Origin of the sequence: Corynebacterium glyciniphilum AJ 3170, assembly GCF_007673095.1 — a bacterium.
Lineage (GTDB): Bacteria > Actinomycetota > Actinomycetes > Mycobacteriales > Mycobacteriaceae > Corynebacterium.
The window spans coordinates 1-23,173 of sequence record NZ_VDYZ01000017.1; the positions used below are offsets into that span (position 1 = coordinate 1).

At 60.0% G+C, this 23,173-nt stretch carries 23 protein-coding genes; 3 read left to right on the top strand and 20 right to left on the bottom strand.

Features of this window, described 5'->3' with window-relative positions; translation table 11 throughout:
• The coding region (locus FS507_RS19250; RefSeq protein ID WP_186314702.1) for a biotin/lipoyl-containing protein at positions 1–154 on the top strand (154 nt) is incomplete at its 5' end.
• Positions 155–354: 200 nt separating this feature from the next.
• On the opposite strand, the gene FS507_RS14385 is transcribed toward FS507_RS19250, so the two are convergent.
• The 8 genes from FS507_RS14385 to FS507_RS14420 form a co-directional block, all read right to left on the bottom strand.
• Positions 355–1,713 (bottom strand): aspartate aminotransferase family protein, encoded by a 1,359-nt coding sequence (locus FS507_RS14385; RefSeq protein WP_145943476.1) that lies wholly within the window; start codon positions 1,711–1,713, stop codon positions 355–357.
• Between the two features lie 18 nt (positions 1,714–1,731).
• Positions 1,732–3,216 carry a CoA-acylating methylmalonate-semialdehyde dehydrogenase gene (locus FS507_RS14390; RefSeq protein WP_145943477.1) on the bottom strand — a complete coding sequence of 495 codons (1,485 nt, stop codon included), beginning with the start codon at positions 3,214–3,216 and terminating at the stop codon, positions 1,732–1,734.
• 137 nt (positions 3,217–3,353) lie between these two features.
• A complete protein-coding gene (locus FS507_RS14395; protein WP_145943478.1) occupies positions 3,354–4,799 on the bottom strand; it encodes an L-lactate permease in 1,446 nt (481 codons plus the stop codon).
• Positions 4,800–4,958: 159 nt separating this feature from the next.
• Entirely contained in the window at positions 4,959–6,458 is a 1,500-nt protein-coding gene (locus FS507_RS14400) for a gamma-aminobutyraldehyde dehydrogenase (RefSeq protein ID WP_145943479.1), read from the bottom strand.
• Positions 6,455–7,543, bottom strand: coding sequence for a proline racemase family protein (locus FS507_RS14405; protein WP_145943480.1), 1,089 nt, complete (start codon positions 7,541–7,543; stop codon positions 6,455–6,457). The genes FS507_RS14400 and FS507_RS14405 overlap by 4 nt, the downstream gene beginning before the upstream one ends.
• 6 nt (positions 7,544–7,549) lie before the next feature.
• A complete protein-coding gene (gene dapA / locus FS507_RS14410; RefSeq protein ID WP_145943481.1) occupies positions 7,550–8,443 on the bottom strand; it encodes a 4-hydroxy-tetrahydrodipicolinate synthase in 894 nt (297 codons plus the stop codon).
• A gap of 34 nt (positions 8,444–8,477) precedes the next feature.
• Entirely contained in the window at positions 8,478–9,749 is a 1,272-nt protein-coding gene (locus FS507_RS14415) for an NAD(P)/FAD-dependent oxidoreductase (RefSeq protein ID WP_145943482.1), read from the bottom strand.
• 566 nt (positions 9,750–10,315) lie between these two features.
• Positions 10,316–10,975, bottom strand: a complete 660-nt coding sequence (locus FS507_RS14420; protein WP_145943483.1) for a GntR family transcriptional regulator — start codon at positions 10,973–10,975, stop codon at positions 10,316–10,318.
• A 162-nt stretch (positions 10,976–11,137) separates the two neighbouring features.
• Here FS507_RS14420 and FS507_RS14425 point away from each other — a divergent pair, with 162 nt between their 5' ends.
• Positions 11,138–11,740, top strand: a complete 603-nt coding sequence (locus FS507_RS14425) for a short chain dehydrogenase (RefSeq protein WP_145943484.1) — start codon at positions 11,138–11,140, stop codon at positions 11,738–11,740.
• Positions 11,741–11,810: 70 nt separating this feature from the next.
• Here the strand turns inward: FS507_RS14425 and FS507_RS14430 are convergent, their stop codons facing one another.
• The 4 genes from FS507_RS14430 to FS507_RS14445 form a co-directional block, all read right to left on the bottom strand.
• Complete coding sequence (locus tag FS507_RS14430) at positions 11,811–13,322, bottom strand: alanine/glycine:cation symporter family protein (protein ID WP_145943485.1); 1,512 nt, start codon at positions 13,320–13,322, stop codon at positions 11,811–11,813.
• Complete coding sequence (locus tag FS507_RS14435) at positions 13,322–13,765, bottom strand: universal stress protein (RefSeq protein ID WP_145943486.1); 444 nt, start codon at positions 13,763–13,765, stop codon at positions 13,322–13,324. The genes FS507_RS14430 and FS507_RS14435 overlap by 1 nt, the downstream gene beginning before the upstream one ends.
• 195 nt (positions 13,766–13,960) lie before the next feature.
• On the bottom strand, positions 13,961–14,716 hold the full coding sequence (locus FS507_RS14440) for an SDR family NAD(P)-dependent oxidoreductase (protein ID WP_145943487.1): 756 nt from the start codon (positions 14,714–14,716) through the stop codon (positions 13,961–13,963).
• Positions 14,713–15,462 (bottom strand): SDR family NAD(P)-dependent oxidoreductase, encoded by a 750-nt coding sequence (locus FS507_RS14445; RefSeq protein WP_145943488.1) that lies wholly within the window; start codon positions 15,460–15,462, stop codon positions 14,713–14,715. Before FS507_RS14445 ends, FS507_RS14440 begins: the two co-directional genes overlap by 4 nt.
• Positions 15,463–16,521: 1,059 nt before the next feature.
• On the opposite strand from FS507_RS14445, the gene FS507_RS17665 reads away from it, so the two are divergent.
• Complete coding sequence (locus tag FS507_RS17665; protein WP_186314703.1) at positions 16,522–16,683, top strand: hypothetical protein; 162 nt, start codon at positions 16,522–16,524, stop codon at positions 16,681–16,683.
• Positions 16,684–17,268: 585 nt separating this feature from the next.
• On the opposite strand, the gene FS507_RS14450 is transcribed toward FS507_RS17665, so the two are convergent.
• The 8 genes from FS507_RS14450 to FS507_RS14480 form a co-directional block, all read right to left on the bottom strand.
• A complete protein-coding gene (locus FS507_RS14450) occupies positions 17,269–17,448 on the bottom strand; it encodes a hypothetical protein (protein WP_145943489.1) in 180 nt (59 codons plus the stop codon).
• A gap of 363 nt (positions 17,449–17,811) precedes the next feature.
• Positions 17,812–20,418: a bifunctional DNA primase/polymerase gene (locus FS507_RS14455; RefSeq protein WP_145943490.1), complete on the bottom strand. Its 2,607-nt coding sequence runs from the start codon at positions 20,416–20,418 to the stop codon at positions 17,812–17,814.
• Positions 20,419–20,828: 410 nt separating this feature from the next.
• Positions 20,829–20,996 carry a hypothetical protein gene (locus tag FS507_RS17670; RefSeq protein ID WP_186314704.1) on the bottom strand — a complete coding sequence of 56 codons (168 nt, stop codon included), beginning with the start codon at positions 20,994–20,996 and terminating at the stop codon, positions 20,829–20,831.
• A gap of 24 nt (positions 20,997–21,020) precedes the next feature.
• Positions 21,021–21,197 carry a helix-turn-helix domain-containing protein gene (locus FS507_RS17675; protein WP_186314705.1) on the bottom strand — a complete coding sequence of 59 codons (177 nt, stop codon included), beginning with the start codon at positions 21,195–21,197 and terminating at the stop codon, positions 21,021–21,023.
• A gap of 212 nt (positions 21,198–21,409) precedes the next feature.
• Positions 21,410–21,925, bottom strand: a complete 516-nt coding sequence (locus FS507_RS14465; protein ID WP_145943492.1) for a hypothetical protein — start codon at positions 21,923–21,925, stop codon at positions 21,410–21,412.
• 317 nt (positions 21,926–22,242) lie between these two features.
• Positions 22,243–22,488 (bottom strand): helix-turn-helix domain-containing protein, encoded by a 246-nt coding sequence (locus FS507_RS19255; protein WP_145943493.1) that lies wholly within the window; start codon positions 22,486–22,488, stop codon positions 22,243–22,245.
• Between the two features lie 189 nt (positions 22,489–22,677).
• Complete coding sequence (locus tag FS507_RS14475) at positions 22,678–22,857, bottom strand: helix-turn-helix domain-containing protein (protein ID WP_145943494.1); 180 nt, start codon at positions 22,855–22,857, stop codon at positions 22,678–22,680.
• A gap of 21 nt (positions 22,858–22,878) precedes the next feature.
• Complete coding sequence (locus FS507_RS14480) at positions 22,879–23,097, bottom strand: helix-turn-helix domain-containing protein (protein ID WP_145943495.1); 219 nt, start codon at positions 23,095–23,097, stop codon at positions 22,879–22,881.
• Positions 23,098–23,173: the final 76 nt, after the last annotated feature.

The window sequence follows — 23,173 nt, forward strand, 5'->3', positions numbered from 1 at the left end:
TGACACCGTGGCCGCCGGGGATGCGGTCGCGGTGATCGAGGCGATGAAGATGGAGGCCTCGATCACCGCCCCGATCGCCGGGACCATCACCCGGGTGGTGATGAGCCAACCGACGAAGGTGGAGGGCGGCGACCTGCTCGCCGTTATCGAATAGGGCCCGAAAACGAACCCACACGTGATCGACGCCCCTATCTGACTTACTGAAAGTCAGATAGGGGCGTCATTCGTCTCAGCGATTCTCGGTGAGTTCTCGCTCAGTTCGCTACTCCCGCAACGAAGGTAGGACAGCCAAAGACCCCAACCACACGAGATGATCGGGGTCTTGACTGTCAGGTGCGGTTCAGAACGCCACTGCTATTTCACGTATTGGTCTAACAGGCCCAGCGCCTCATCCGTGATCTGCAACCCCCGCACCAACTCCCCCTCCGAAATCACCAACGGCGGTGCCACATGCACCCGGTTGAAATGCATGAACGGCCACAACCCGCGGGCCTTACACGCCGCAGCGAACTCCGCCATCGGCGCATTATCCTCACCCGCAGCATTAAACGGCACCAACGGCTCACGAGTCTGCCGATCACGCACCAGCTCAATCGCCCAGAACAACCCCACACCACGCACCGCACCAACCACCGGGTGACGCCGGGCAAGATCCTCCACAAACGGGCGCACAACCCGCTCACCCAGATCCCGCACCCGCTCCAGAACCCCGTCCTCCTCGATCACACGCAACGACTCCACACCCACCGCACACGCCAACGGATGCCCCGAATACGTCAACCCACCAGGAAACGCCCGATGAGCGAAGGTCTCCCGAATGGCGTCACTGATCACCACACCACCCAACGGCACATACCCCGAGTTCACCCCCTTAGCAAACGTGATCAGATCCGGGGTGACACCCCAATTGTCCACCGCAAACCACTGACCGGTCCGACCGAACCCCGCCATGACCTCATCAGCGATATACACAATCCCGTAACGGTCACACAGTTCCCGCACCCCGGCCAAATACCCCGGCGGCGGCACGAGAATACCATTGGTACCCACCACCGTCTCCATGATGATCGCCGCGATCGTGGAGGCACCCTCCAGAATGATCTGCTGCTCCAACTGCTCCAGAGCCCGATCCGACTCCTCCTGCGGACTGGACGAATAAAACGGCGAACGGTAATCATACGGCCCGAAGAAATGCACCACCGACGAATCCGACGGCTCATTAGCCCACCGCCGCGGATCCCCGGTCATACTGATCGCCGTCGACGTCGACCCGTGATACGAGCGGTACATGCTCATCACCTTGCGCCGACCGGTATGCACCCGCGCCATCCGCACCGCATTCTCATTGGCCTCAGCACCACCATTGGTGAAAAACACGTGGTTGAGATCCCCCGGCGCCACCGCCGCGATCATCGCCGCCAACTGTGAGCGCACATCATTGGCAAACGCCGGAGCAACCGTAGCCAACCGATCCGCCTGATCCTTGATCGCCGACACCAACCGCGGATGCTGATGCCCCAGATTCGTGTACACCAGCTGGGAGGCGAAATCCAGGTACTCATTGCCCTCATAGTCACTGAACACCGACCCCGAGGCAGACTTCACCGGCACCGGGGCGATCTCATCCTGCGCCGACCACGAATGAAACACATGGGCCTTGTCCATCTCCCGGATCTCAGCGTCAGAGGTGGGACGGGACGGAAAAACAGTCATGACAGATTCACGCTCCTACTAGTTGGTGGGGAAACCCAGGTTGATCTGCGACTCACTCGGCAACGGCCACCGCTCGGTGACCACCTTGCGCCGCGTGTAGAAATTGAACGACTCCGGGCCATACATATGGGTATCCCCGAACAACGAGTCCTTCCACCCACCGAACGAAAACGCCCCGATCGGCACCGGAATCGGCACATTGATCCCCACCATGCCCACCTCAATATCGAACTTGAACTGCCGGGCAGTACGCCCGTCACGGGTGAACATCGCCGTACCGTTAGCATACCGACTGGAATTGATCAACTCCACCGCCTCGTCATAGGACCCCACCCGCACCACCGACAGCACCGGCCCGAAGATCTCCTCGTCATACACCGCCATACCCGGGGTCACGTTGTCGACCAGCGTCGGACCGGTGAAAAAACCCTCGGTCGGCAGATCATGCTCACGACCGTCGACAACGACGGTCGCGCCTTCGTCCGCGGCACCAGCAACAATGGACTCGATCCGGTCACGCGACACCTCCGTGACAATCGGGCCCATATCCGCACCCGGCTCGACACCATTGCACACCCGGATATCCCCCATCCGCCGGGCGACCTTGTCCACCAGCTCATCGGCGATGTCACCGACAGCCACCAGCACCGACACCGCCATACACCGCTCACCAGCTGAGCCGTACCCCGCAGAGATCGCCGCATCAGCGGCTGAATCCAGATCAGCATCCGGCATCACCACCATATGGTTCTTCGCCCCACCCAGAGCCTGCACCCGCTTACCGTTGGCCGCCGCGGTGGTGTAGATGTGCTTGGCGATCGGAGTGGACCCAACGAAACTGACTGCCTTGATCCGCGGCTCCTCCAGAATCGCCTCCACAGCCTCCTTGTCCCCGTGCACCACGTTCAAGACACCGTCGGGCAAACCTGCCTCACGGAAGGCCTCAGCAATCCACAACGCCGCCGAAGGAACCTTCTCACTGGGCTTGAGGATCACCGCATTACCCGCGGCAATCGCGGTGGTGATCATCCACAACGGCACCATCGCCGGAAAATTGAACGGAGTGATACACCCCACCACCCCCACCGGCTGACGGATCTGAGAGACATCCACCCCACCGGCAGCCTGCTCCAACGCCTCACCTTTCATGTGATGCACCAGCCCGGCACAGAACTCCACGTTCTCCAGCCCACGGTCAATCTCCCCGGCCGCATCATCAAGCACCTTGCCGTGCTCAGCAGTAATCAGAGCAGCGAGTTCCCGCTTACGGGCGGTGATGATCTCCCGCAACCGGAACATCACACCCGCCCGCTTAGCCATGCCCGTGGCCCGCCAGCCCGGCTGAGCGGCCTGCGCAGCATCCACCGCCGTAGCCAACGTGCTCGCCGAAGCCAACGGCAACTCACCGGTCTGCTTGCCGGTAGCCGGGTTGAACACCTGCCCGCTACGCTGCCCGTCAGTGTTCTTGGCCCCACCGATCAGGTGGTACAGCTTCTCAGTCATGCTCGATCGCCTCCTCAAGGCTCATGTAGGACGTTCCAGATTGATTGTATTACAATTCCTACAGTGATGTAAACCACTTTGCTCGGAAACTTTTCCTTACGTCTCGAAGTATTTGACCTGCCCAGGGCCACTCCTGGTCAGGTCAACACCACCGCTACCAGGACAGTGAGCAGCCCTACCACCACTGCATTGGCAGCGAGAACCACCTTCATGATCCAGCGGGTATCCACCGAACCTTCGCACTCCCCTCGTAACGAATCCGCTACCCCCGCGGCCACTGCGACGCGTGCCGGACACATCATGATGGCCGCTCCTGTCGCGACGTTCTGCATCGCCAGCGCAGTGGCAGTGTCCGTACCCAGTGAGTGAGAAGCTTCGGTGATACCCACAGTGACAAGCGCCGCACTGGCGCTTCCTGAATTCGTCACGTAGCCAGACACTGCGCCGATAGCAGGGATAAGGAACAGGAACGGCGACCCCATGTCGGTGGCCTCCTCGGCGAGCCGGCTGCTCATCCCGTTCATGGAGAGCAGGGCCCCGAAGACGATGTAGAGCAGAGTCAGAGTGCAGATGGGGAGCCACAGCCGGGCCCCCCGCTCCACCGCGGCTGGAATCTCGGACCGAGACATACCGAGCATCAGGGGCGCAACCATCGCGATCACCATGATCCACAGCGCCGGACCGGTGAGGGTTTTCTCCCAGGAGCCGAGGTCCACCACACCGGCGAGTCCTGTGGCGGCGGCCATCACGACGACAAGGGACGCATACGGGGAGAACGACTGCCTGGTTGCGGAATCCATGGAGATCCGTGGACCACTGCGGAGACGTGCCAGCGCGATGAAGACGATGATGCCAGCGAAGGATGCGAGAATCCCGCCGAGGGCAGGCGTGACCCACGCATTGGTGGCGACGAGCACCAGCCACATCGCGACCGTCGCCACGAGGATCTCAGCGATGTACCGGCGAAGGACGACCGTCCCCAGGCCTACGATCCCGATGGCCGCCCCCATCACACACTGGACGGGGAAGTTCAGCACCGCCGACCAGACACCCAGCTCCGACAGTCCAACCCCGGACATCCCGGTGGTGATCAGCAGTCCGGGCCCCATCGACCCCCAGGGGGCGAGGATGATTCCGAGCAGTGACACCGCCGCGGCACGTGTCGGAGACAGCCCGGTCCGGAGGAGCAGTGGGACGGTGGTGATCACACCCACGCCGAACCCGATGACGGACTCCGCCAGCGGGGCGATCCCGAGCCCGAGCAGAAGCACGCTGCGCTCCCTTGTTCCGGCGGCATGGCTCAGCCATTCACTGATTCTGTTTTGCGCACCCGAAGTGGAGAGGAACTCAGACAGCACAATCCCGCCGAGCATGATGAACACGGCAGACAGTACAGAGAATGACAGGGACCCGACGCTATCCTGTAGTGCTGAACTGGTCACGGGGAACCAGGGCGACAGTGCCAGAGTGGCGACGATCACGATGAGCACGGCGTGAAGTGGGCGCACCCGTAGCAGAAGCAGAACTACGATGGCGACCATGGGAAGACCTGCGAGTATCAACTCCACAGCACTCTGGGACATGTACCTTCTCCTCTTCGATGAGTCCTCGCTTAACCAATGGAAAGAAGGTGCCGCACCTCGCCCATAGAGCAATGGGAGTGGTGACGGCACCTTCCGGGTAGTGAGTCGCCTTTAGTAGGGCACTCGCCTACACAAGATGAGGCTGGCGACGGGAACGTGTCAGCTTTGTGCCCTCTCCGGGGCGAAGATCAGATCGTGCCAGTCCTTATGCTGCTCTGCTGTGATGTCACTGATCACGTGTTTGACATTCGTGTATTCCTCGAGCGAGTACTGCGACATGTCCTTGCCGAAGCCGGACGCCTTGTAGCCGCCATGGGGCATCTCACTGATGATCGGGATGTGGTCATTGATCCACACACAGCCGGCCTGGATCTCGCGGCTCGCCCGCTGGCTGCGGTATATGCTCGTCGTCCAGGCCGAGGCAGCCAGCCCGAACGGAGTGTCGTTGGCGAGCTCGATGGCTTCATCGTCCGTACTGAAAGGAAGCGCGATGAGGACGGGACCGAATACCTCGTCCTGGACGATCTCCGAGTCCTGGGCAGCACCGGTGATCAGCGTCGGCGCGTAGAATGCCCCGTCCTCAGGCAGTCCTTCGGGGACACGCCCGCCACATCGGACCTGGGCACCGTCTTTCACGGCACGCTCGACCATGCCCTGGACCTTCTCTCGCTGGGCCACCGAGACCAAGGATCCCAGGTCCACTGACCGATCGGTGACCGGGCCGACTGTTACTTCGTTCATGATCTCGGCGACGCGTTCGGTGAATGCGTCGAAGATGCTCTCGTGGACGTAGGCGCGGGTCGCAGCAGTGCAATCCTGGCCGACGTTGATCAATGATCCCGCGACGGCACCCCGGGCTGCGGCCTCGAGGTCCGCGTCGTCGAAGACCACGAAGGGGGCCTTCCCACCAAGTTCGAGATGCACCCGCTTGACCATCCCTGCAGCGGTTTCACCGATGTGCTTACCGACGGCCGTGGAGCCCGTGAAGGAAACCATGTCCACGTCCGGGTGAGAAATCAGGGCCTCGCCGGTACTTGGTCCAGCGCCTGTGACAACGTTGAAGGCACCAGCCGGAAGCCCTGCCTCGACTGCTGTTTCAGCGAAGAGCAGCGAAGTCAGTGGGGTGATTTCGGCCGGTTTCAGCACGATGGTATTACCTGCGGCCAGTGCCGGGAGAACCTTCCATGCCGCCATCTGCAGTGGATAGTTCCACGGGGAGATCGAACCGACAACTCCAATAGGTTCACGACGAATACTCGAAGTATGGTCTCCGGAATACTCAGCCGATGCCTTACCCTCAAGTTGCCGAGCAGCACCGGCGAAAAAGGCGACGTTGTCGATGACGCCGGGGATGTCGAAGCCTTCGGCGAGTTTCCAGGCCTTACCGCCGTTCAGGCTCTCCAGCTCGGTGAACTCCTCGGCACGCTCCGCGACGATCCTGGACCACTGGTGCATGATCTCGCTCCGTTCTGCCGGGGTTCTCCCTGCCCAGTCCGGAAAGGCTCGTCGCGCTGCGGCAACGGCACTATCGACATCCCGGGGAGCAGCCTCGATACCAACAGCAAGTTCGTCCTCTGTTGAGGGGTTCGTGATCGTCAAGACCTGGTCCGAGGTACCGTCACACCGGCGCCCGTCGATGTACTGCAGAGGAGTGTTCATGACCCCAGCCTTTCGTAGTTGGGTGAATCGTCGTCTCGTCCCCAGATGTCTCCGGCACGATAGCCCGCCTGGAACGGATCGTCGGGTTCGAGGACAAGTTGGTTGATGCCTGTGATCCAGGCACGGCCGTTGATGATCGGTGTAGTCGCGTCGTAGTACCCGCAGGTGGTGGGCTCTCCGACTTCCCCGGTGAAGGTGACACCGACAAGTGATTCTGCGACATAGGTATCGCCCTGTTGCAGTCGCCCGCGCGCCACTTCCGTGGCGATCCGCGAGGAAGTACCGGTACCGCATGGCGACCGGTCCAGAACGCCATCCCACGTTTCCGGATCAGAGGGGTCGACTACACCGTTCGGCAGCACAGTCATATGGCGGGCGTCGACACCCTCATTCGGGCTGTCCTGGTAAAGCATCGGTAATGCAATGGTATTGAGGTCGGAATTGACCGGATGAAGTACGTCCACATCGCGTGCGGCGACTGCATGAATAAGCGACGCCACGCGAATTGCGCGCCGAGTGTTGTCAGCGGTGAGGTCGAAACCGAACTGTGAGGCATCCGCGAGGACATAGAACTGGCCCCCAAATGCGATGTCAACAGTCACTTTCCCGTATTCGGGAAGGTCCAGCTCAAGGTCTCGTTCCACGCTGAAGGAGGGGACGTTGGAGAAGCAGACATTGGAGGCACGCCCATTCTCCATCGTCACAGTGACCTCCACGGTGCCGACAGCGGTATCGACCCGGAGGGTCTCCTCACCGTCGAGGATGTCGATGGCACCCGTCTCGGCCAGGGCAGTGACAGCGCAGATCAGGTTGCTTCCCGACATTGGCCGGAAACCGCCTTGCTCCATCACGATCAACCCGAAAGCACTGTCAGGATTCACCGGTGCTGTGATCAGCGGTGCACAGACCGCCGGGTAGCCCCGCGGTTCACTCAGAACAAGGCGCCGGAACCAGTTGAGATTCTTCTCGCAAAAACGAAGACGCTCCGCCATGCTCGAACCTCGCACGCGGAGATCCTGTCCGAGAACGACTCTGCCGGGTTCCCCAGCATGCAGGTCAACCACATTGATTACTTTCCTACCCATACCGGGCTACGCCTTGACGTCGACGCCCGCGGAGCGAAGAACCTGCCGGAACTCCTCCACCACAGACTCAGAGAGGGGCCGCACGGGTTTACGGACGGGGCCCGAAGGGACACCCACGAGAGTGGTGCCTGCCTTAATGGCGGCAGCGTAGTTGTGGGACTCAAGGAACACGCAGACGGGCTGCAGCTTCCTCCACAGCTCGCGAGCTCGATCGAGATCCCGGTCGGCAAAGGCGTCGAAAAGGGCACGACATTCGGTGGGGAGGATACTGGCCGCTCCCCACACTCCGGCCTGTGCGCCCAACGCCAGTGCGCTGAAAGTGAGAGTGTCGTATCCGTTCAGGGCGGTGATGTCGTCAGCGTGGTGAAGAACGGCTTCGGTGAAGGACGGGAAGTCATCGTCGGTGTTCTTGTAGCTGAACACGTTGGTTTCCCTGCCCAGCTGAGCGAGCTGCTCTGGGGTGAGCTCAACCCCGGTGTTCGACGGAATGTTGTAGTACATGATCGGAAGATCGACAGCCTCGGAAACTGAACGGAAGTGATCGAGCAGCTCGTCGAACGAAAGCGCATCATAGTAAGGAGGAACGACCATCACGCCGTCGGCACCGTCGTCGGCAGCAGCGCGGGTCAGTTCGATAGTTTCCTCGGTCGTTTGTGCACCTGTCCCGACGAGCACGGGCACGCGCCCGGCGACCGCGTCAACGTACCTCTTGTTTGCAGCCTTACGTTCCTCTACCGACAACGTCGTGAATTCCCCGGTCGACCCACCGGGAACAAGACCGTGAATACCGTTGCCGACAATGTGCTCCACCTGCCGGTCAATCCCTTCGAAATCGATGCTCAGGTCTTCGTTGAAGGGAGTCACCACTGCGGCGAGGATGCCGGTGAGTTTGATAGTCATGAAAATGCCTTTCTGTGTGGAAGGTGCAGCGTGCTCAGAGGTAGCGCGCCGGACTGATCAGATCCTGGTCGTGACGATCCAGGCGAGGTTTCCTGCCGGTGACAAGGTCAGCGATGTGCTTTCCGGTACCGGGGGCGAGTGTCAGACCGAGCATCCCGTGACCGCCGGCGATGTACGTATTGGATGGCCCGTGAAGCCGTCCCACGACCGGAAGGCCGTCCGGAGTCATCGGTCTCATTCCTGCCCACGCCGCCCGTTCTCCGACGCCATCCGGCCCTGTCGCCTCCGCGGTCGCCCAACCACGGATGTTTTCTCGCGCAGCACGTCGAATCGCTTCCACCCTGACAGCAGATACGTTGTTCTTGTAACTGCCGAACTCCATGGTGCCTGCAAAACGGAGAAAACCATTGAGCGGAGTGACAGCGACGCGGGCGTCTTCGAGGGTCAACGAGGTCTTCAGATCGACAGGAGGGGCGGTGTAGTCGATGCTGTAGCCCTTACCCGGGTGGATCGGAAGGTTGACACCGAGTTTGTTCGCCAACGGACGCACCGCCACTCCCGCCGCAAGAACGACAGAGTCACACAACAGACGGTCGCCGTTAGTCAGTGAAACCGCTGTTACCTTTCCGCCCGAGACACCGAAGTCATCGACGGTCACGTTCTCCACAACCTTGCCGCCAGCTGAACGGATCGACGTGACCAGAGCCGCGGTCAGGGTGTCGGGATCGAGCTGCCGGTCAGTAGGGAACGACAACCCATAACGAATGCGTTCGGTCAAAGCCGGTTCTTTCTGCCGGACTTCATCGGCGTTGAGGCGCTCCGCAGGGTAGCCGTATTTTTCCCACACGGGAAGGAACGTCGCCTGTTCTTCCAGCCTCTCCTTGGTCTCGAAGGCCAGGAGCACTCCCCGCTCATGCATCTCGAAGTCGAGGCCATCCTCGACATACTCGTCGAGCAGGTCATTGGCGTCTTCAGCGAGTCTGAGCGTCAGTTCGAGGCCCTTCCTGAAGTCACGTTCGTTGCAATGGCGTGCCATCGAGAACATGAACTTCAGGTAGGACGGAGCCAGGGAAGGTTTGACCGACAGAGGACTGTCCGGCCGTAGCATCCACTTGATTCCTTGCAGAAGCACGCCCGGCGCCGGCACCGGACCGCATTCTCCGACAGCGATCTTGGCCGCATTTCCGTGAGACGCACCCTGCCCGGCGGCAGCCGCATCGACCACCACTACATCGTCACCGGCTTTGATCAGCTCGTATGCAGTAGCCAGTCCGACAGCACCCGCACCGACAATCACTGTTGTCACAGGTAGCCTCCTACTCTCCACAGGGCACCAGCCCGCGGTTTTGTATTACAATCAGGATACGTTGTGACACAAGTTACCCTACAACCATTTGGTCGTCAATAGCTCACTAGCCACCGTAAGAGCCGCACGTCACACAGGAATCCGGTCCGGTTAGCCCCCGGAAACAATGCCCCGACGCGCACTTCGGAAGCACAGGAGGTCGCAAGGCTGCCGAACAGATCACGCAGCTTCGTGCATCACGCGCAATCCCCGCATCCCAGAGCGGCAGAATGCCGAGAAGCGACTGCGGCACGGCCTTCTGCAGCAGACGCAGCGAAACAATCAGTCCTCCGCGCCGATGAGCTAAATGGCCGCCGCTACCCCCGTCACGATTCGCAGGCGCTCAGAAGACAAGAGCACAACCAGGAAAACCTGGCCCCACAGTGACATTCGAGCAACCAAACGCGGCCGCGCCGACGATTGACGGAACCCTTCACAAACCCGGCAGAAGCGCGACAAAGTACGCCGACATCATCGCGATAAAGAGACTATCGACCCCCGTCCCCTTCACCACCTCGTCCGACTAGCTACGCCTCGTCGACCATCATCCCCACCAGCTCTCTCGCACTACCGACGATATGCTTCTCAATCTCCACACGGATGGCTTCAGGATCCCCACCCCGGACCGTGTCAACAAGCCGCTCATGCAGTAGCACAGCACGCGCATTGTCGTGGCGGTGACGCTGTTCGTACGCCAACACAAGCGCCATTTCAGCTTCAACTGCGGGCCACAACTTGAGGAGGAACGAGTTTTCTGACGACTGCCAGAAACCCTTGTGGAACCGGACATGCGCCTCGTGGACCGATACGGGGTCCTCTGAGACCATGTCGCGGCGATAACGCTCGAGAGCCTGCTCGAGACGGACGAGCCTCAATCCCGAACTGTCATCGAGAATATCCTTGGCAGCATTGACATCAAGCCCGTAGCGCACCCAGGCGAAGTCCATGACCCGTTGCGGGTCTACACTCCCGACCCTGTGACCCCGGTATGCTTCCTGAACGAGATATCCGCTCCAAGCAAGCTGATTCAGAGCTTCCCGAGCGGTGGGGCGTGAGACCTCGAGCCTGGCGGTCACCTGAGCCTCGACAAGCCGCTCTCCGGGCGCAATTGCACCGGAGATAATCCAACGTCGAATCTCGTCGACGACCCGCTGACGGCGGTCAGTATTCCCAGCGTTGCGCACCATGTCGCTTACCTTCCCAGAACCGTCAGAGACGCGCGCCGAGACAGATCCCGGTCAGAGCTGCATAACATAGAGACCATATTGCCATACATCAACATCGACCCCCCAGGTCACTCGGTGGTAGCCTAGCAGCAAGCCATCATTGTCTGACAAAAGGAGGCCGGTATGTCGAGAGTTCTCGTCATCGGAGCAACAGGCACCATCGGTGCAGCCACTGCCGAACAGTTCCGCTCGCACGGAGACGAGGTCATTGAAGTGTCCCGGAGTACATCTCCGTCTGTGGACCTTTCCAGCGGTGACAGTCTCTCTTCCCTGTTCAAGGAGATCGGGACTGTCGACGCCGTCGTGTGCGCCACCGGCGGTTCCCCATTCGTCAACACAGCCGACGCTTCTCTCGACCAGTTCCGCGCAGGCCTCGAGGACAAGCTGCTCAATCAGGTCAACCTGGTTCTGGCTGCGGAGCCGCATCTCACCGACAACGGGTCCATCACGTTGATCAGCGGAATTCTGACGCAGCACCCGGTCTCAAAGAGCGTCATCGCGGGCACCGCAAACGGCGGTGTCGAAGCATTCGTCACGAGTGCTGCGACGGACCTCCCCCGGGGAGTTCGTATAAATGCGGTAAGCCCGAACGTCGTACGTCAGTCACTCGCGAAATACGGCCCCTCATTCCCGGGCTTCCAACCGGTGGAGGTTGACCACGTCGCCGGTGCGTTCGTGCGATCAGCGCACGGTGTTGAAACGGGCCAAGTCTTCAGAGTCTGGTAGTTCACCGCTCCAACACGATGACCCCGGCCGCAAACGCGGCCGGGGTCATGTCATGTCTGCCCGTAGACAACTACCGGGGTGCGCGATGCTCCAACGCAACCGGTGCAATCTCGCCGCTCCTCAACTCGCCAACATAGGTTGAGAACTCTCTCCTGATCACCTTGGACATCAGGTACAGGCCGATACCGTTACACACAGCCGGCAGGAAGAACACTGAGTCTGTGAACTCGATGATCGGCCCGAGCGCGACAGCTGACCCGATGACGGTGAACCCCAGGTAGACAATCTTGTAGACGTTCTCTGCTGTCCTGTTGTCCCCGAACAAGTACCCGAAACCTTTCATCCCATAGAATGCATTACTCAGCAGGGTGGAGAAGGCGAACAACACGACCGCAACGGCCAGCAGGTAGGGGAACCACGAGGAAACTGTTGCAAAAGCGTCCGACGTCAGCGTAACCCCGCCTACGGCGTCAGGGTCCTGGACCTTGTAGACGCCGGTGACCACCACCGCCAGTGCCGTCATAGTGCAGACAATGATGGTGTCGAAAAAGGGCTCCAAGGCGGCGACAAATCCTTCTGTTGCAGGCCGATTCGTTCTCACCGTAGAGTGAGCAATGGGGGCGTCTCCGACACCTGCAGAGTTCGAATAGGCTGCCCGCTGGAACCCGACGATCAACGCACCTATGACGCCTCCGGCAACCCCTTGCGGGTTGAATGCTCCAGAAACTATATCGACGAAAGCCCCGGGCAGATCCGTAATATTCACGCCGAGAACGATCAAACAGCAGGCCACGTAGAGAATCGCCATCAATGGAACAAGAAGACTCGCCATCTTCGCAATTGACTTGATTCCGCCGATCACGACAGCGCCTGCCACAACCGCCATGAGGAGACCAAAGGTCCAGCGGTTGGAGCTAATCCACTCTCCGAAACCGCCGTCTCCTGACACCGCCACGACTTGGGCGGTGGCTTGGTTGGACTGGAACGCATTGGTCCCTAACGCAGCGATCATCATGAAGAATGCCCACAGAGCTGCGAGAACCTTACCGGTCTTCGCTTTTCCGATGGAAGCCAGACCATCACGAAGATAGTACATCGGCCCACCCGACACTGTGCCATCGTCCCTTACGTGCCGGTACTTGACGGCCAACATACATTCAGCCATTTTTGTCGACATCGCCAGGAACCCTGCCACGACCATCCAGAATGCGGCACCGGGACCACCAATCGAAATAGCCACCGCGACGCCCGCAATGTTACCCAGGCCCACAGTAGATGCTAGCGCAGTAGCCAGCGCTTGGAAATGACTGACTTCACCAACGGCATCTTTAGGTGTATATATTCCCCTGACGAGGTCGAATGCATGTTTAAAGCCCCGAATATTGAGGAATTTTAACCACAGCGTGAAGAACAGGCCGAGCAGGACAAGCCAGAGCACGATCAACGGCATTTCCGTGCCAAAGACGGGTACCGCGTAGAAAACCACACTCGACACAGCTTCCGACACCGGCGAGAAGTACTTCTCGAGGAATGCATCGATCCCAGTTGCCTCTTGGGCCATGTACAGCATTGAGGTATCCATCAGGGGACCACCACCACGGGGACGGTGGCATACTGCGCAAGCCTGCTCGCCGTCGAGCCGAAGATCGCCACCCTGAGGTTTGACTCTCCTGCCCGGGCCACGACGATAATGTCGAATCCTCCTGTCGCGGCGATATCTGCCAGGACCTCGGACGGACGACCGAAGCGAACGACAGTATCGACCTCGACTCCGTCGGACCAGTGTTGTTCCTCGGCATGCTTCAACATGGGAGCGATGACTTTCTCTTTCGCCCGTTCCATCTCCGCAGCGAAGCGAACAGGCCGATTCTCATTCTCCTGGGGAGTCGTTGGCCGGTATGGGTTCCAGTTGATGACGTGCGCAACCGTCACCCGCCACGAGTTGGCCTTCGCCCTCTCCATCGCGAAACGGATGGCGCGCTGCGAGTTCACACTGCGGTCCACCCCTACTAGTACGGATTCCATCTTCCTCACCTCTCAGGTCAGCTCCGCCGGGCGTACTGCCACCGGCCTCCGAGTGACTCGCATCACTCTCACACCCAAGAGTGTCATACAATCTGCGTGAAGTGAAGTACAAAACAAAACTTCTTCGCAGGCTGACGAGCTCGGCACCGCACGAGGGTGTGGCCCACCCCTACGTCCCCGAGGATGCCTTTACTCCTAACGCACGTAGTCGGCGCCCGTGATATCGATGGTCGCCCCGGTCACATGCCGCGCCCGACCCGAGGCAAGAAAAGCCACGGTCTCAGCCACATCACTGGGCGGAGTAACCTCCCCCAGAGGAAGCGCCGACAGTGTTTTCTCGTCAACCGCGCCGGCGGCAAGACCGGTATCAACCCACCCCGGCGCCAACGCATAGGCACACACTCCTGCGTGCCCGTATCCACGCGCGATACCTTTGGTGAGGCTCAACAGTCCCGCCTTCGCCGCACCGTATGCGAGGTGTTCAGCATCGTCACCACGGTGTGCCGACCTACTGGTGATGTTCACGATCACCCCGCCGCCAGTCGCCATGAAATGCACGAGTCCGGCACGACACAGGTCAGCGGCGGACAACAGATTGAGGGAGAGATTCCTGTCCCATCCGGAAGCCCAACCCTCCACGTTTTCGACTGGCGACGCGATCCATGCGCCAGCGTTGTTCACCAACACATCCAGACCGCCCCAGAACTCCGAGGCCTTGTCCCACAGCGCATTCCCGACTCCCGTTTCAGACAGGTCCGCCTGGACACTCACCGCCGCCTCCCCCAGCTCGGCGACCAGCCCCTCAGCCTCACGCCTACCACTGTTGTAATGGACAACCACCCTCGCACCTTCGCGCACAAGGGTGCGCACGATGCACTCACCGATGCCGCGGGAACCTCCTGTCACCAGCACGCGGAGCCCTTCAAGCATTCCTCCTGCAACGTTAGTCATGGTGCCACCTGCCCGCCTGCGATTTCCACCGTAGCGCCGCTAACGAAGGTGGACCCGTCCCCCAACAGGAAGGCAACCAGAGTCGCGACGTCTTCCGGACGCCCGAGCCTGCCTATCGGGATATCCGCCGCAAGTTCCGCTTCCGACATACCGCCCGACGCCAGCTTCTCTTCCACCATCGGGGTGAGAATCTCGCCAGGACAAACAGCATTGACTCGCACTCCGACATGACCATGATCTCGCGCCAGACTGCGACTGAAGGCCACCACGGCAGCCTTCGAGGTGTTGTATGCTACGTGTCCGGCAGCTGGATGCACGCCCCACTGCGAAGCGATGTTGACGATGGAGCCTCCACCACTGGCGCCCATCATCGGGACAAAAGCCTTACAGAGCCGAAAGACGGCATCGAGGTTGACGTCGAATGTGAAGCGCCAGTCATCTTCTCCGATTTCCGTCACGTCACCTCGGCGCATCACCCCGGCACAATTGACTAGACCATCAAGCCGCGCGTTCTTCTCAGTCAATTCCTTGACAAGAACGTCACAGCCTTCCTGCGTAGACAGATCCGCCGTCAGCGCTACCACCCGACCTCGTACATCTTCCGGCACCCCGCCTAATTCGGCAGCGACCTGGTCGACCAGCACGACTTCCGCTCCGCGCTCTGCACACGTAGACGCTATTCCAGATCCGATGCCACCGGCTGCGCCCGTGACCACGACCACTTTTCCTGCCAGGTCTTGGCCCATACTCTCCTCCTGAGATTGTCCATCAGATACCGTCCTGATGACAACTAGTCTTCTTCGTCAGACAACTAGCTGTCGGACTTCAGAGTATTCATTCCCCAAGGAAACTGTCAATCTATTACTTTTAGCAAATAATTTGATTACCGGATGATTCCCGGAGTCTTTGCGGAGCATTACCGCACGCGACACCGGGCCCGCCTTTGCCGCTGAACGCATGTGTGCGCCCCGGGGCGAGCAAAGAGCCGAGCCAGCAAGAACACCAATTGCTTTCATTTGCTCCCCCGCACCCATCTATGCGCAACCAAAGAAACCCCCGGGCCTGCGGGTGCAGGCCGGGGGTATCGGTGGAGCCGCCGGGGCTACACCCTTACTCGGCATCTATGCAGTTAGATGGGCATTTTTCACAGGAGGTTTTCCTGGTCTGGTCTGGATTCTGGTCTACCCCCGCATGGTGAGGCCACCCTAACCCTCTTGTTGTTGGCCCCCGCCCCGTGGTCCTGGCTTCATTCTACCGCTCCGGCATGATCCTAGGGGACAGTCGTCTTCCCAACCGGACAACGATCAGTGTTTCACTGTGCGGGACACATAATCTCACTATGTGGGATCCTGCATACCCTTATGCATAAGTAAATGTTGGAAGGTTCGCGGAAACTAATGGCCAGCACCGGAGGCGCACGCTCTGAAGGGGGCGGGGGTCTCCCCTCCCCGGGGCTTAGGCACACTCCATGACGAACATACACGCGCCACCGCATACCCACGTACCCTCGCCAACGTTCGACCCCGCACAGGGCCAGCCAGAGCCGATTGTGCAGACCACCAGACCCACACCACCCCACACCACGGCACCCCGCCGCGGTGAGCGACGGGGCACAGGGGTAATGGATGACCAACAGCTACGGAGCCGTTAGGAATCATGGTACCCCACGGGGTAGGGGTAGCGCGGGGGTATCCCCGTCAAAACTTTTAGTTGCGGACCCTAAGTAGCTCAGTAAGCTCTACCGTGCTGCCAACTTCCTCGGCACTAGTCACGCGCACCACGCGCCTTCAAGAGAGAAGCACATTATGGGATCCCTGCCTGACATCTTTACCGAATTGACCGCCAAGTTTGAAGAGATCTTCGGTGAGCTCATTGACTTCATCGTCAGCCTGACCGCTGGCTCTTCGGCACCTGAAGCACCGGAGACCACCCCGACTCCGACCCCCACCCCGGAGCCGACCGCGTAAAAGCGCTCGGAACTTCTAGCCCCGCTCTTCATATCCTCGGAGCGGGGCTTGTGCGGCTCTAGGCCAAGGTAACCCCGCATACTCATACCAAGGTAGGTACAGCTTGACCTCTCAGCTTGACCCTCAAGCAACACCACAGATTGCACCTGTGGCGGTTGTCCTAGCCCCACAACCGCGAACGAGAATGGGGATCCTCGGCTTCCTGTATGTGGTGTTCATGGTGGTGTTCGCATTTTGTCTGCTCGCCACCCTATTCGGTGTCGCCTTTGCAATCTCGTCAGCATGGGATCCTGACCCGCTACCGGCCGATGAGGTCATGTCTAACACGATGTTCGTAGGTAGTGGCGTACTCGGCATGGTCCTATCCGGGATCGGCTGGTCGATCTGCATCATCGCTGAGCGACTGGCGAACAAGGGGATCATCTAAAGCGCTCTCAGTGCCACCCTTAGCCTTCCCCGGCCTAGAGCCACGCGTAACACCGCCTGGCTGTCCCGCTCCCGCGCTTACAGCACGTACCCTTCCCCGTGGGTCGTGGTTCCCCCTGATAGCTCAGACGGCCGTATAGGCAACCCTTCTGGGTAGCTCTACCGCTTCCGCGTGAATCGCTCCGGTGGCCTACCGTTCCACGCGTACCGCACCACCTCATCGCCAACGGTGATAGCGATTTCATTCTGTCCTCGAGAGAAGTTCAGCGAGTGATCACGCGCGTAGTTGAGCACATCACGCTCGGTAGCAAAGTCATCGGGAAGATCGTCGGTGTTCATACGTCAAGGCTACCCAGATCACCTACCACCGCGGGGGTAAGCCGTGCACGACCTTGTCACGACCTTGTCACGACCTCGAGAGCAAGGTTGTGCACGACATAACACCAGGTAGATGCCCTAATTTGCGCAGCTGATCACGACCTCACGACCTCGAGGTGAAAACTCCCCTATACATAATCCGCTCTCTCCTATCCTCGTATGCAACTTTCATCAATGAGGTTGTGAGGTCGTGATTCAGAGGTAAAAAATACCCTCTGAACTGGACTTTTACTCTGCACAACCTCGTTGAAAAGGTCGTGCAAGGTCGTGCACAAGAAGACCCCCACCGATAAGGGCGGGGGTCGGTTTCGGGCGGCGATGAGACTAGGAGATCTGCCGGGTCTCCTCCGGGAGGTGGGGGAACTCGATGACGTTGCTGATCCTCCACCCGCGATAGCCGCGCTTCCGGTCGACCTGGGCGGCGTCATTCTCGTAGCCCTGATCTTTGAACCACCGACCAACACGCATCTGAAGACTCTTCGATGTCACCTCAACCTCGGACTCCCCGGTGACTTTGCGTAGCTTCGAGGCAAGCTCCGCGGTGGCTACGAAGTCCTCCGGATCCCCGGTGCGCTCCAACTTCCGGAAGAAGGCCTGGGACGGGTCCGCGGCCTCGATGAACCGCACGGTCGCCTCTGCCACGGCGGGCGGGTAATCTTCGGTCTCCATCCTCTCGGTCATCGCCATGATGAAGCCCTCAACGAGCCACCGCAGCATGTAGACCTTCTCCTCCTCGCGGTCGCGCCACGGCTCCATCACGGGCGGTTGGGCGTCTCGGATGGATGCACGAGACTCGTTGAACGGGATCACTGCCAGGCGCCGCTCCACGGCGGTGTCATGCTTGAATTCGAAAGGGCGATTGGTCATTACCGTGACCGTGTTAGCGTCCGACTCCACAACCGAGTTGGAGTACAGCGCACGGCCCTTACGAACCTCAGTAGCCCGTTTTATCGCAGCAGCATCTATCTTCTGCCCCTCGTCGGTCTCGTTGACGAACGACAGTCGGGTACCTAGGGACATCGCGTAGTCCGGATCCGGGCGGGAGCCAGACCCCTTGATGAACGACTGCGGGGTCATCTCCGAGACATAGTCAGCTCCAAGCGTCGCGGTGACCGACTCAGACAACGACCCTTTACCGCCTCCGCCAGGTCCGAACCAGACAAAGAACTTATGCATCTTATTGTTCCCGGACATGCTGTAGCCCAGAGCCTTCTGAGCGAAGGTGCGGGTCTCTGGATCCGGGAAGATAGCTTCGAGCAACTTCTCTGTGTGGGTCTTGCGGTGGGCGACAGGGCCGTCCTCCCGGTGAGCCAGCGAGGCCAGCCCCGCCTCTACATCCACGGGCGCGGAGCGGGTCACGGCGTCCTCGTAGGTCCGCGGGCGCATCCAGTCAGTCAGGTCACCGTCCGGGTTGTCCTTGGCTAGGCGGAGGTCCAGGACCTCCTCCCCGACACCGATCAACCACGGGTCACGATCTAACTTCTCCGCATCAAGCACCCGTCCTGCATCGGTCACCGCGTTGGCCACCAGATCCAGTAGCGCATTCAAGGTAGCCGCACCGATGAGCTTGGATACCTCCCTCTTGGTTGTGGACGCAATCGTGTGCTCGGCGGTGTCCTCCTCAAGACCACGAACCAGACGACCCACCACGGGCGTGACGGTCTCACCAAGGATTCTCCGCAGCTCACCGGACGTCAGTACCGCACGGGAGGACTCGTCGCGCACGATATCATCACCTCCACGGACACGCACGGCCACCAGCCCCGGACACAACAGCGCAATCAGGGCCGCCACCGCGACACCCGGTGCGGGCGCACCAAGGACGATCCTCCGGACGGTCTTCTCATGCTCGTTCACCGCATTGCTGATACCCCGGGCACCGGCGATCGACACAGCGTCCAGCCCCTCGAGACCGGCCACCTTCGACTTCCACGTCCGCTGGTGCCCGAACTCGACTTCCCCACGTACAAGGTTGACAGCACCAGTCAACGACGACCGCCATTCCCACTCCACGGCACGATCACCGGCGCGCCGGGAACTCACCGCAGCGTAGAACATCTCCTCCAAGGTCCGTAGGGCGGTTTCTAGCCCCACCTCACCCTCGAGGACGGCCAGCTTCACGGCCCACGTCTGGCGTTCAATCATCGTGGGGTGAGCACTGGCATTGAACCGGGCGATAAGCTCGTCCCTCTTGACTGCCCCGAACTCAGAGCCAAAGATCGCGCCGGGCTCATCGTCGAACCCCGGTGCGGACGCCTTCAACCATTCCATCGCCTCAGTCACGTTGTAGGGCTCGGTCGGATCAGCCGCACTGGTCTCGGACACTGCACCGGTCGATAGGTAGTCGATCCACTTGCCGGGGAAAACGGCCAGCTCGTCCGACCGGGGCGGGCGCTCCGACAGCTCACCGTTAGGCTTGTACCACTCGTAAGTGTCGCCGTTGAACTGCGACGGCCATACGACTGTGTACGACAACCTCATATGTCGGACATCGACGGCCCCGATGGTCTTCCCATCGACCTCTACCCGTGCCTCAGATTTCCAGCTCAAATCCTTCGGAACAGTGAAGTAGTAGTGACGGCTCTCTGCATCCGCACCGTGGCGGGTGCATGACCAGGTAGCCGGAAGTGATCCTAGCTTTTCCTCGAGAGCGGCCATGGTCTCAGCACCGGGCTTACCTCCGTGGGCATCGACATCGAGGGCAAGGATGTTGGGTGCCAGACGGAGAGCAATGTTGGCGTCGTCCTCAGCGGCCGTCCACGCCTTCTCCGCTACCTGTGCGGACGCCTCCGGGCTCACTCGCTTCCCGGTGACATTCGCGGGTGGCTTCCCTTTCTTGCCGGACGGCAAGGGGAAAGGCACCCCTAGACCACTGTCTCGGTAGACCTCTGCGGCTTCACTAGCGGTCATAGGTGTGCTATTCTGAGTCATGCGTATCCTTCCTTCCAGTTGCTCACTGGGATTGAATTGGAGTGGGTGGTGCCCCCGTGATCCTTGTGGTCATGGGGGTACTTTCTTTTGTCAACTTCGGGCGGGGTGGTAGGGACAGTCTTGGTAGACACCGCTTTCGCGTCGACAGTTAGCAAGGTGCGTACCTACAAGGTGCAACCAGATTCCGTCGGGGACATCGACCAGGGGCTCTTCCTCGAGAGCTTCAATATGGGTCAGTGAAATTAGGGGATCAGGAACCTTAAGGCCGTGTCGATCGTAGAAAACGACTTGGCGATATAGGTCGTCATTCTTGAGTGGGTTCCACAGCGGGAGGTAGTCGCGACGGTAATAGTCCTCCGCTACCTTCCTAGCCGCGGAATTAATGGCGTAGGCGCGTTCAAGTGCGGTCATCATGCGGCCACCGCCTTAGTGCTCCGGCCAATTTCCCGCATAGTTTCGGTGAACAGCTCCGGCGTGGCAGGTGCAGCCATACAGAGACTAGCCAGACTTTCGATCGTCAGCCGTCCGTGGTGAATGTTTTCCGCCATTGCTCGAATGACGTGGGTGCTGTAGCTCATTGCGTATCCTTCCCTGTGGTTCAGCTAGCTTGTACGGATTGAGTTGATGAACTGGTCAAGGTCGCGCTGTGGGTAGCGATAGCGACCACCGATCTGATACCAGCCGGGTCCCTTTCCATTGTTCCGCCAGACCACCATCGTTGCGGGGCTGACACCCAAAATGGCGGCTACCTCTTTGGCAGTGAGATCTTCATTGAGCATTAGCTCGTTCCTTCCTCCAGAGACCATCTCCGGCTTGCTCGTATTTCTCATCATATCAGGATTAATTTTCCTAGGTCGCCGTCTTCCGGCTGTAGAAGCCCCCTCCGACCTGCTGCGGAAGGCGCAAGGTGCCGACTTTCGGGCGGTTTCTAGGCGTGTCCGGGCCGTAGGCGGGTATTGGCCTCTTCCAGAAAAACTCCGGAAGAAAGTTTCTACTCGACGTCTCGGCCCAAAGCCAGACATATCAGGGCATGTACGTCTGGCCACTGAGCGGGCGACTTCAAGGTCCGCTCCGCCGCGGCGACAATCTCGGCATTGTCGTCCGTCATTCCCGCCGTGATGTCGTCCCACGACCGCGCCAGGTCGTCAAGTAGCGTGCCAGTCGACACGGTGACACCCTCGCGGTCGACAGCCCTCTCTGCCAGTTCACTCAATGGTTCGTGCATTTGCACCGTGAACTTCCCCACCCCCGCGGGGGAAATACCACGGAACAACGCGGCCGCTAATTCGGCCACCAGCTCCGGCCCAGTGCTCGCAAGATCCGCAAGCCGCTTGGCTTCCGCGGGCACGGCTTCGGCCAGCCGTCCGAGGCCAACGTCAGCGGCTTCCTTTCGGTCGCGTTGTTCCGCTGGTGTGGCGGCATTGCGGTTGGCCCTTGCTGCCGCGGACACCGCTTCCGCATAGAGTTTCGCGAACGTCTCATCCGTCCTATTTTCCATATGGATCATCGATTACGCTCCTTCTACTAGTTCGATCGTTACTTTGAGTCGGTCGTCTTCAGCTTCGATATCGACGTTGAAAGGCTTACTCCACCGGACTCTCTTGGAAATGTAAGCCAGAGCGGCCATGTCATTTGGGCTAAGGCGCTCCGGTCGTGAAATCCACACGGTATGGCTATCATTCACGGTGGCATTCTGAATCCATTCGCGGGAGAATTGCTCTCCGTAAGGATCGCGGAGCTTAGAGACCAGTGGCCCTTCGGTCCACTCCGGTGCTTCGGGTACGGGCGGAGAAACCACTGAGCCTATCGATTCGAACCCTCTCATTACGCCACCCCCTTTTCATTCTCGGACGGTTCGTCGTCCACTCCAAGGAATTTCTCGACAGCCTTCACGGTGAAGCGGCGACGTTCTCCGACAAAGATGGACTCCGGCCCCTCTCCCCGTCTACACATAGCGTGCAGATTGCGGGTGGACGTTCCGAGGATCTTCGCGACCTCCGCGGTATCTAGCGTTCGATCAAGGTACATAGGTGTGACCTCCTTTAGGTCGATGAATGAATGCGATAGCATAATGCTATCAAAAAGAGTCGAAACGGCGGCTCGTCTTATATGGGCTGACCAACGGGTGGTTTTAGGCCTTTCGGACAATCACCGCGGCGCTGTACGGCTGTCTGAGACGTTGAAAGGCACCGTGGGGTGTCGTAGTACCCGACAACCGCTCTGAGCGTCTGCGGGTGCCCCGGCGCGATAGCGGGGCACTTAACGAGCGGCGCTACCCATCGGGACCATTGCAGCTTCCAGCTCGGAGATCCTTACTCGGATCTGCCGTCCCAACCGGTAGGCAGGAATCTCCTTCCGCGCGGTAAATCGCCTCAAGGTCTTTTCGCTCACACTGAAGTGCTCGGCGGCTTGCTGAAGACTCACGTAGGGCTCGGTCATGCTCTCGACCGTAGGTTCCGATCACAGGTCAATGACCGGGAGGACGGTAGCGGTCGCCTCAATATCCGATAGTCGGACTCGAGTAGCACGGCCTAACTTCATCACCGGTACGCGTCCCGCCGCTATGAGTCGGTGCACGGTGCGGGTACTCACCTCGAAGTGTTCCGCTGCGGTCGCGACACTCACCCACGGCTCAGCAGTGATGCTGTCCTCGACGGGTGCGGACATATATTTGGGCATGGCGAGATCTCCTAGGATCTCAAGCCATGCCCACTGGTTTGATGTGTTCCCGGATTTCCCGGGGGCGAAGTAAGTT

Bases quoted from the DNA above. Each gene is read 5' to 3' on its own strand.
- FS507_RS14385 (WP_145943476.1), bottom strand. From the start codon at position 1,713: ATGACTGTTTTTCCGTCCCGTCCCACCTCTGACGCTGAGATCCGGGAG.
- FS507_RS14390 (WP_145943477.1), bottom strand. From the start codon at position 3,216: ATGACTGAGAAGCTGTACCACCTGATCGGTGGGGCCAAGAACACTGAC.
- FS507_RS14395 (WP_145943478.1), bottom strand. From the start codon at position 4,799: ATGTCCCAGAGTGCTGTGGAGTTGATACTCGCAGGTCTTCCCATGGTC.
- FS507_RS14400 (WP_145943479.1), bottom strand. From the start codon at position 6,458: ATGAACACTCCTCTGCAGTACATCGACGGGCGCCGGTGTGACGGTACC.
- FS507_RS14405 (WP_145943480.1), bottom strand. From the start codon at position 7,543: ATGGGTAGGAAAGTAATCAATGTGGTTGACCTGCATGCTGGGGAACCC.
- dapA (WP_145943481.1), bottom strand. From the start codon at position 8,443: ATGACTATCAAACTCACCGGCATCCTCGCCGCAGTGGTGACTCCCTTC.
- FS507_RS14420 (WP_145943483.1), bottom strand. From the start codon at position 10,975: ATGGTGCGCAACGCTGGGAATACTGACCGCCGTCAGCGGGTCGTCGAC.
- FS507_RS14425 (WP_145943484.1), top strand. From the start codon at position 11,138: ATGTCGAGAGTTCTCGTCATCGGAGCAACAGGCACCATCGGTGCAGCC.
- FS507_RS14430 (WP_145943485.1), bottom strand. From the start codon at position 13,322: ATGGATACCTCAATGCTGTACATGGCCCAAGAGGCAACTGGGATCGAT.
- FS507_RS14435 (WP_145943486.1), bottom strand. From the start codon at position 13,765: ATGGAATCCGTACTAGTAGGGGTGGACCGCAGTGTGAACTCGCAGCGC.
- FS507_RS14440 (WP_145943487.1), bottom strand. From the start codon at position 14,716: ATGACTAACGTTGCAGGAGGAATGCTTGAAGGGCTCCGCGTGCTGGTG.
- FS507_RS14445 (WP_145943488.1), bottom strand. From the start codon at position 15,462: ATGGGCCAAGACCTGGCAGGAAAAGTGGTCGTGGTCACGGGCGCAGCC.
- FS507_RS17665 (WP_186314703.1), top strand. From the start codon at position 16,522: ATGGGATCCCTGCCTGACATCTTTACCGAATTGACCGCCAAGTTTGAA.
- FS507_RS14450 (WP_145943489.1), bottom strand. From the start codon at position 17,448: ATGAACACCGACGATCTTCCCGATGACTTTGCTACCGAGCGTGATGTG.
- FS507_RS14455 (WP_145943490.1), bottom strand. From the start codon at position 20,418: ATGACTCAGAATAGCACACCTATGACCGCTAGTGAAGCCGCAGAGGTC.
- FS507_RS17670 (WP_186314704.1), bottom strand. From the start codon at position 20,996: ATGAGCTACAGCACCCACGTCATTCGAGCAATGGCGGAAAACATTCAC.
- FS507_RS17675 (WP_186314705.1), bottom strand. From the start codon at position 21,197: ATGCTCAATGAAGATCTCACTGCCAAAGAGGTAGCCGCCATTTTGGGT.
- FS507_RS14465 (WP_145943492.1), bottom strand. From the start codon at position 21,925: ATGATCCATATGGAAAATAGGACGGATGAGACGTTCGCGAAACTCTAT.
- FS507_RS19255 (WP_145943493.1), bottom strand. From the start codon at position 22,488: ATGCTATCGCATTCATTCATCGACCTAAAGGAGGTCACACCTATGTAC.
- FS507_RS14475 (WP_145943494.1), bottom strand. From the start codon at position 22,857: ATGACCGAGCCCTACGTGAGTCTTCAGCAAGCCGCCGAGCACTTCAGT.
- FS507_RS14480 (WP_145943495.1), bottom strand. From the start codon at position 23,097: ATGCCCAAATATATGTCCGCACCCGTCGAGGACAGCATCACTGCTGAG.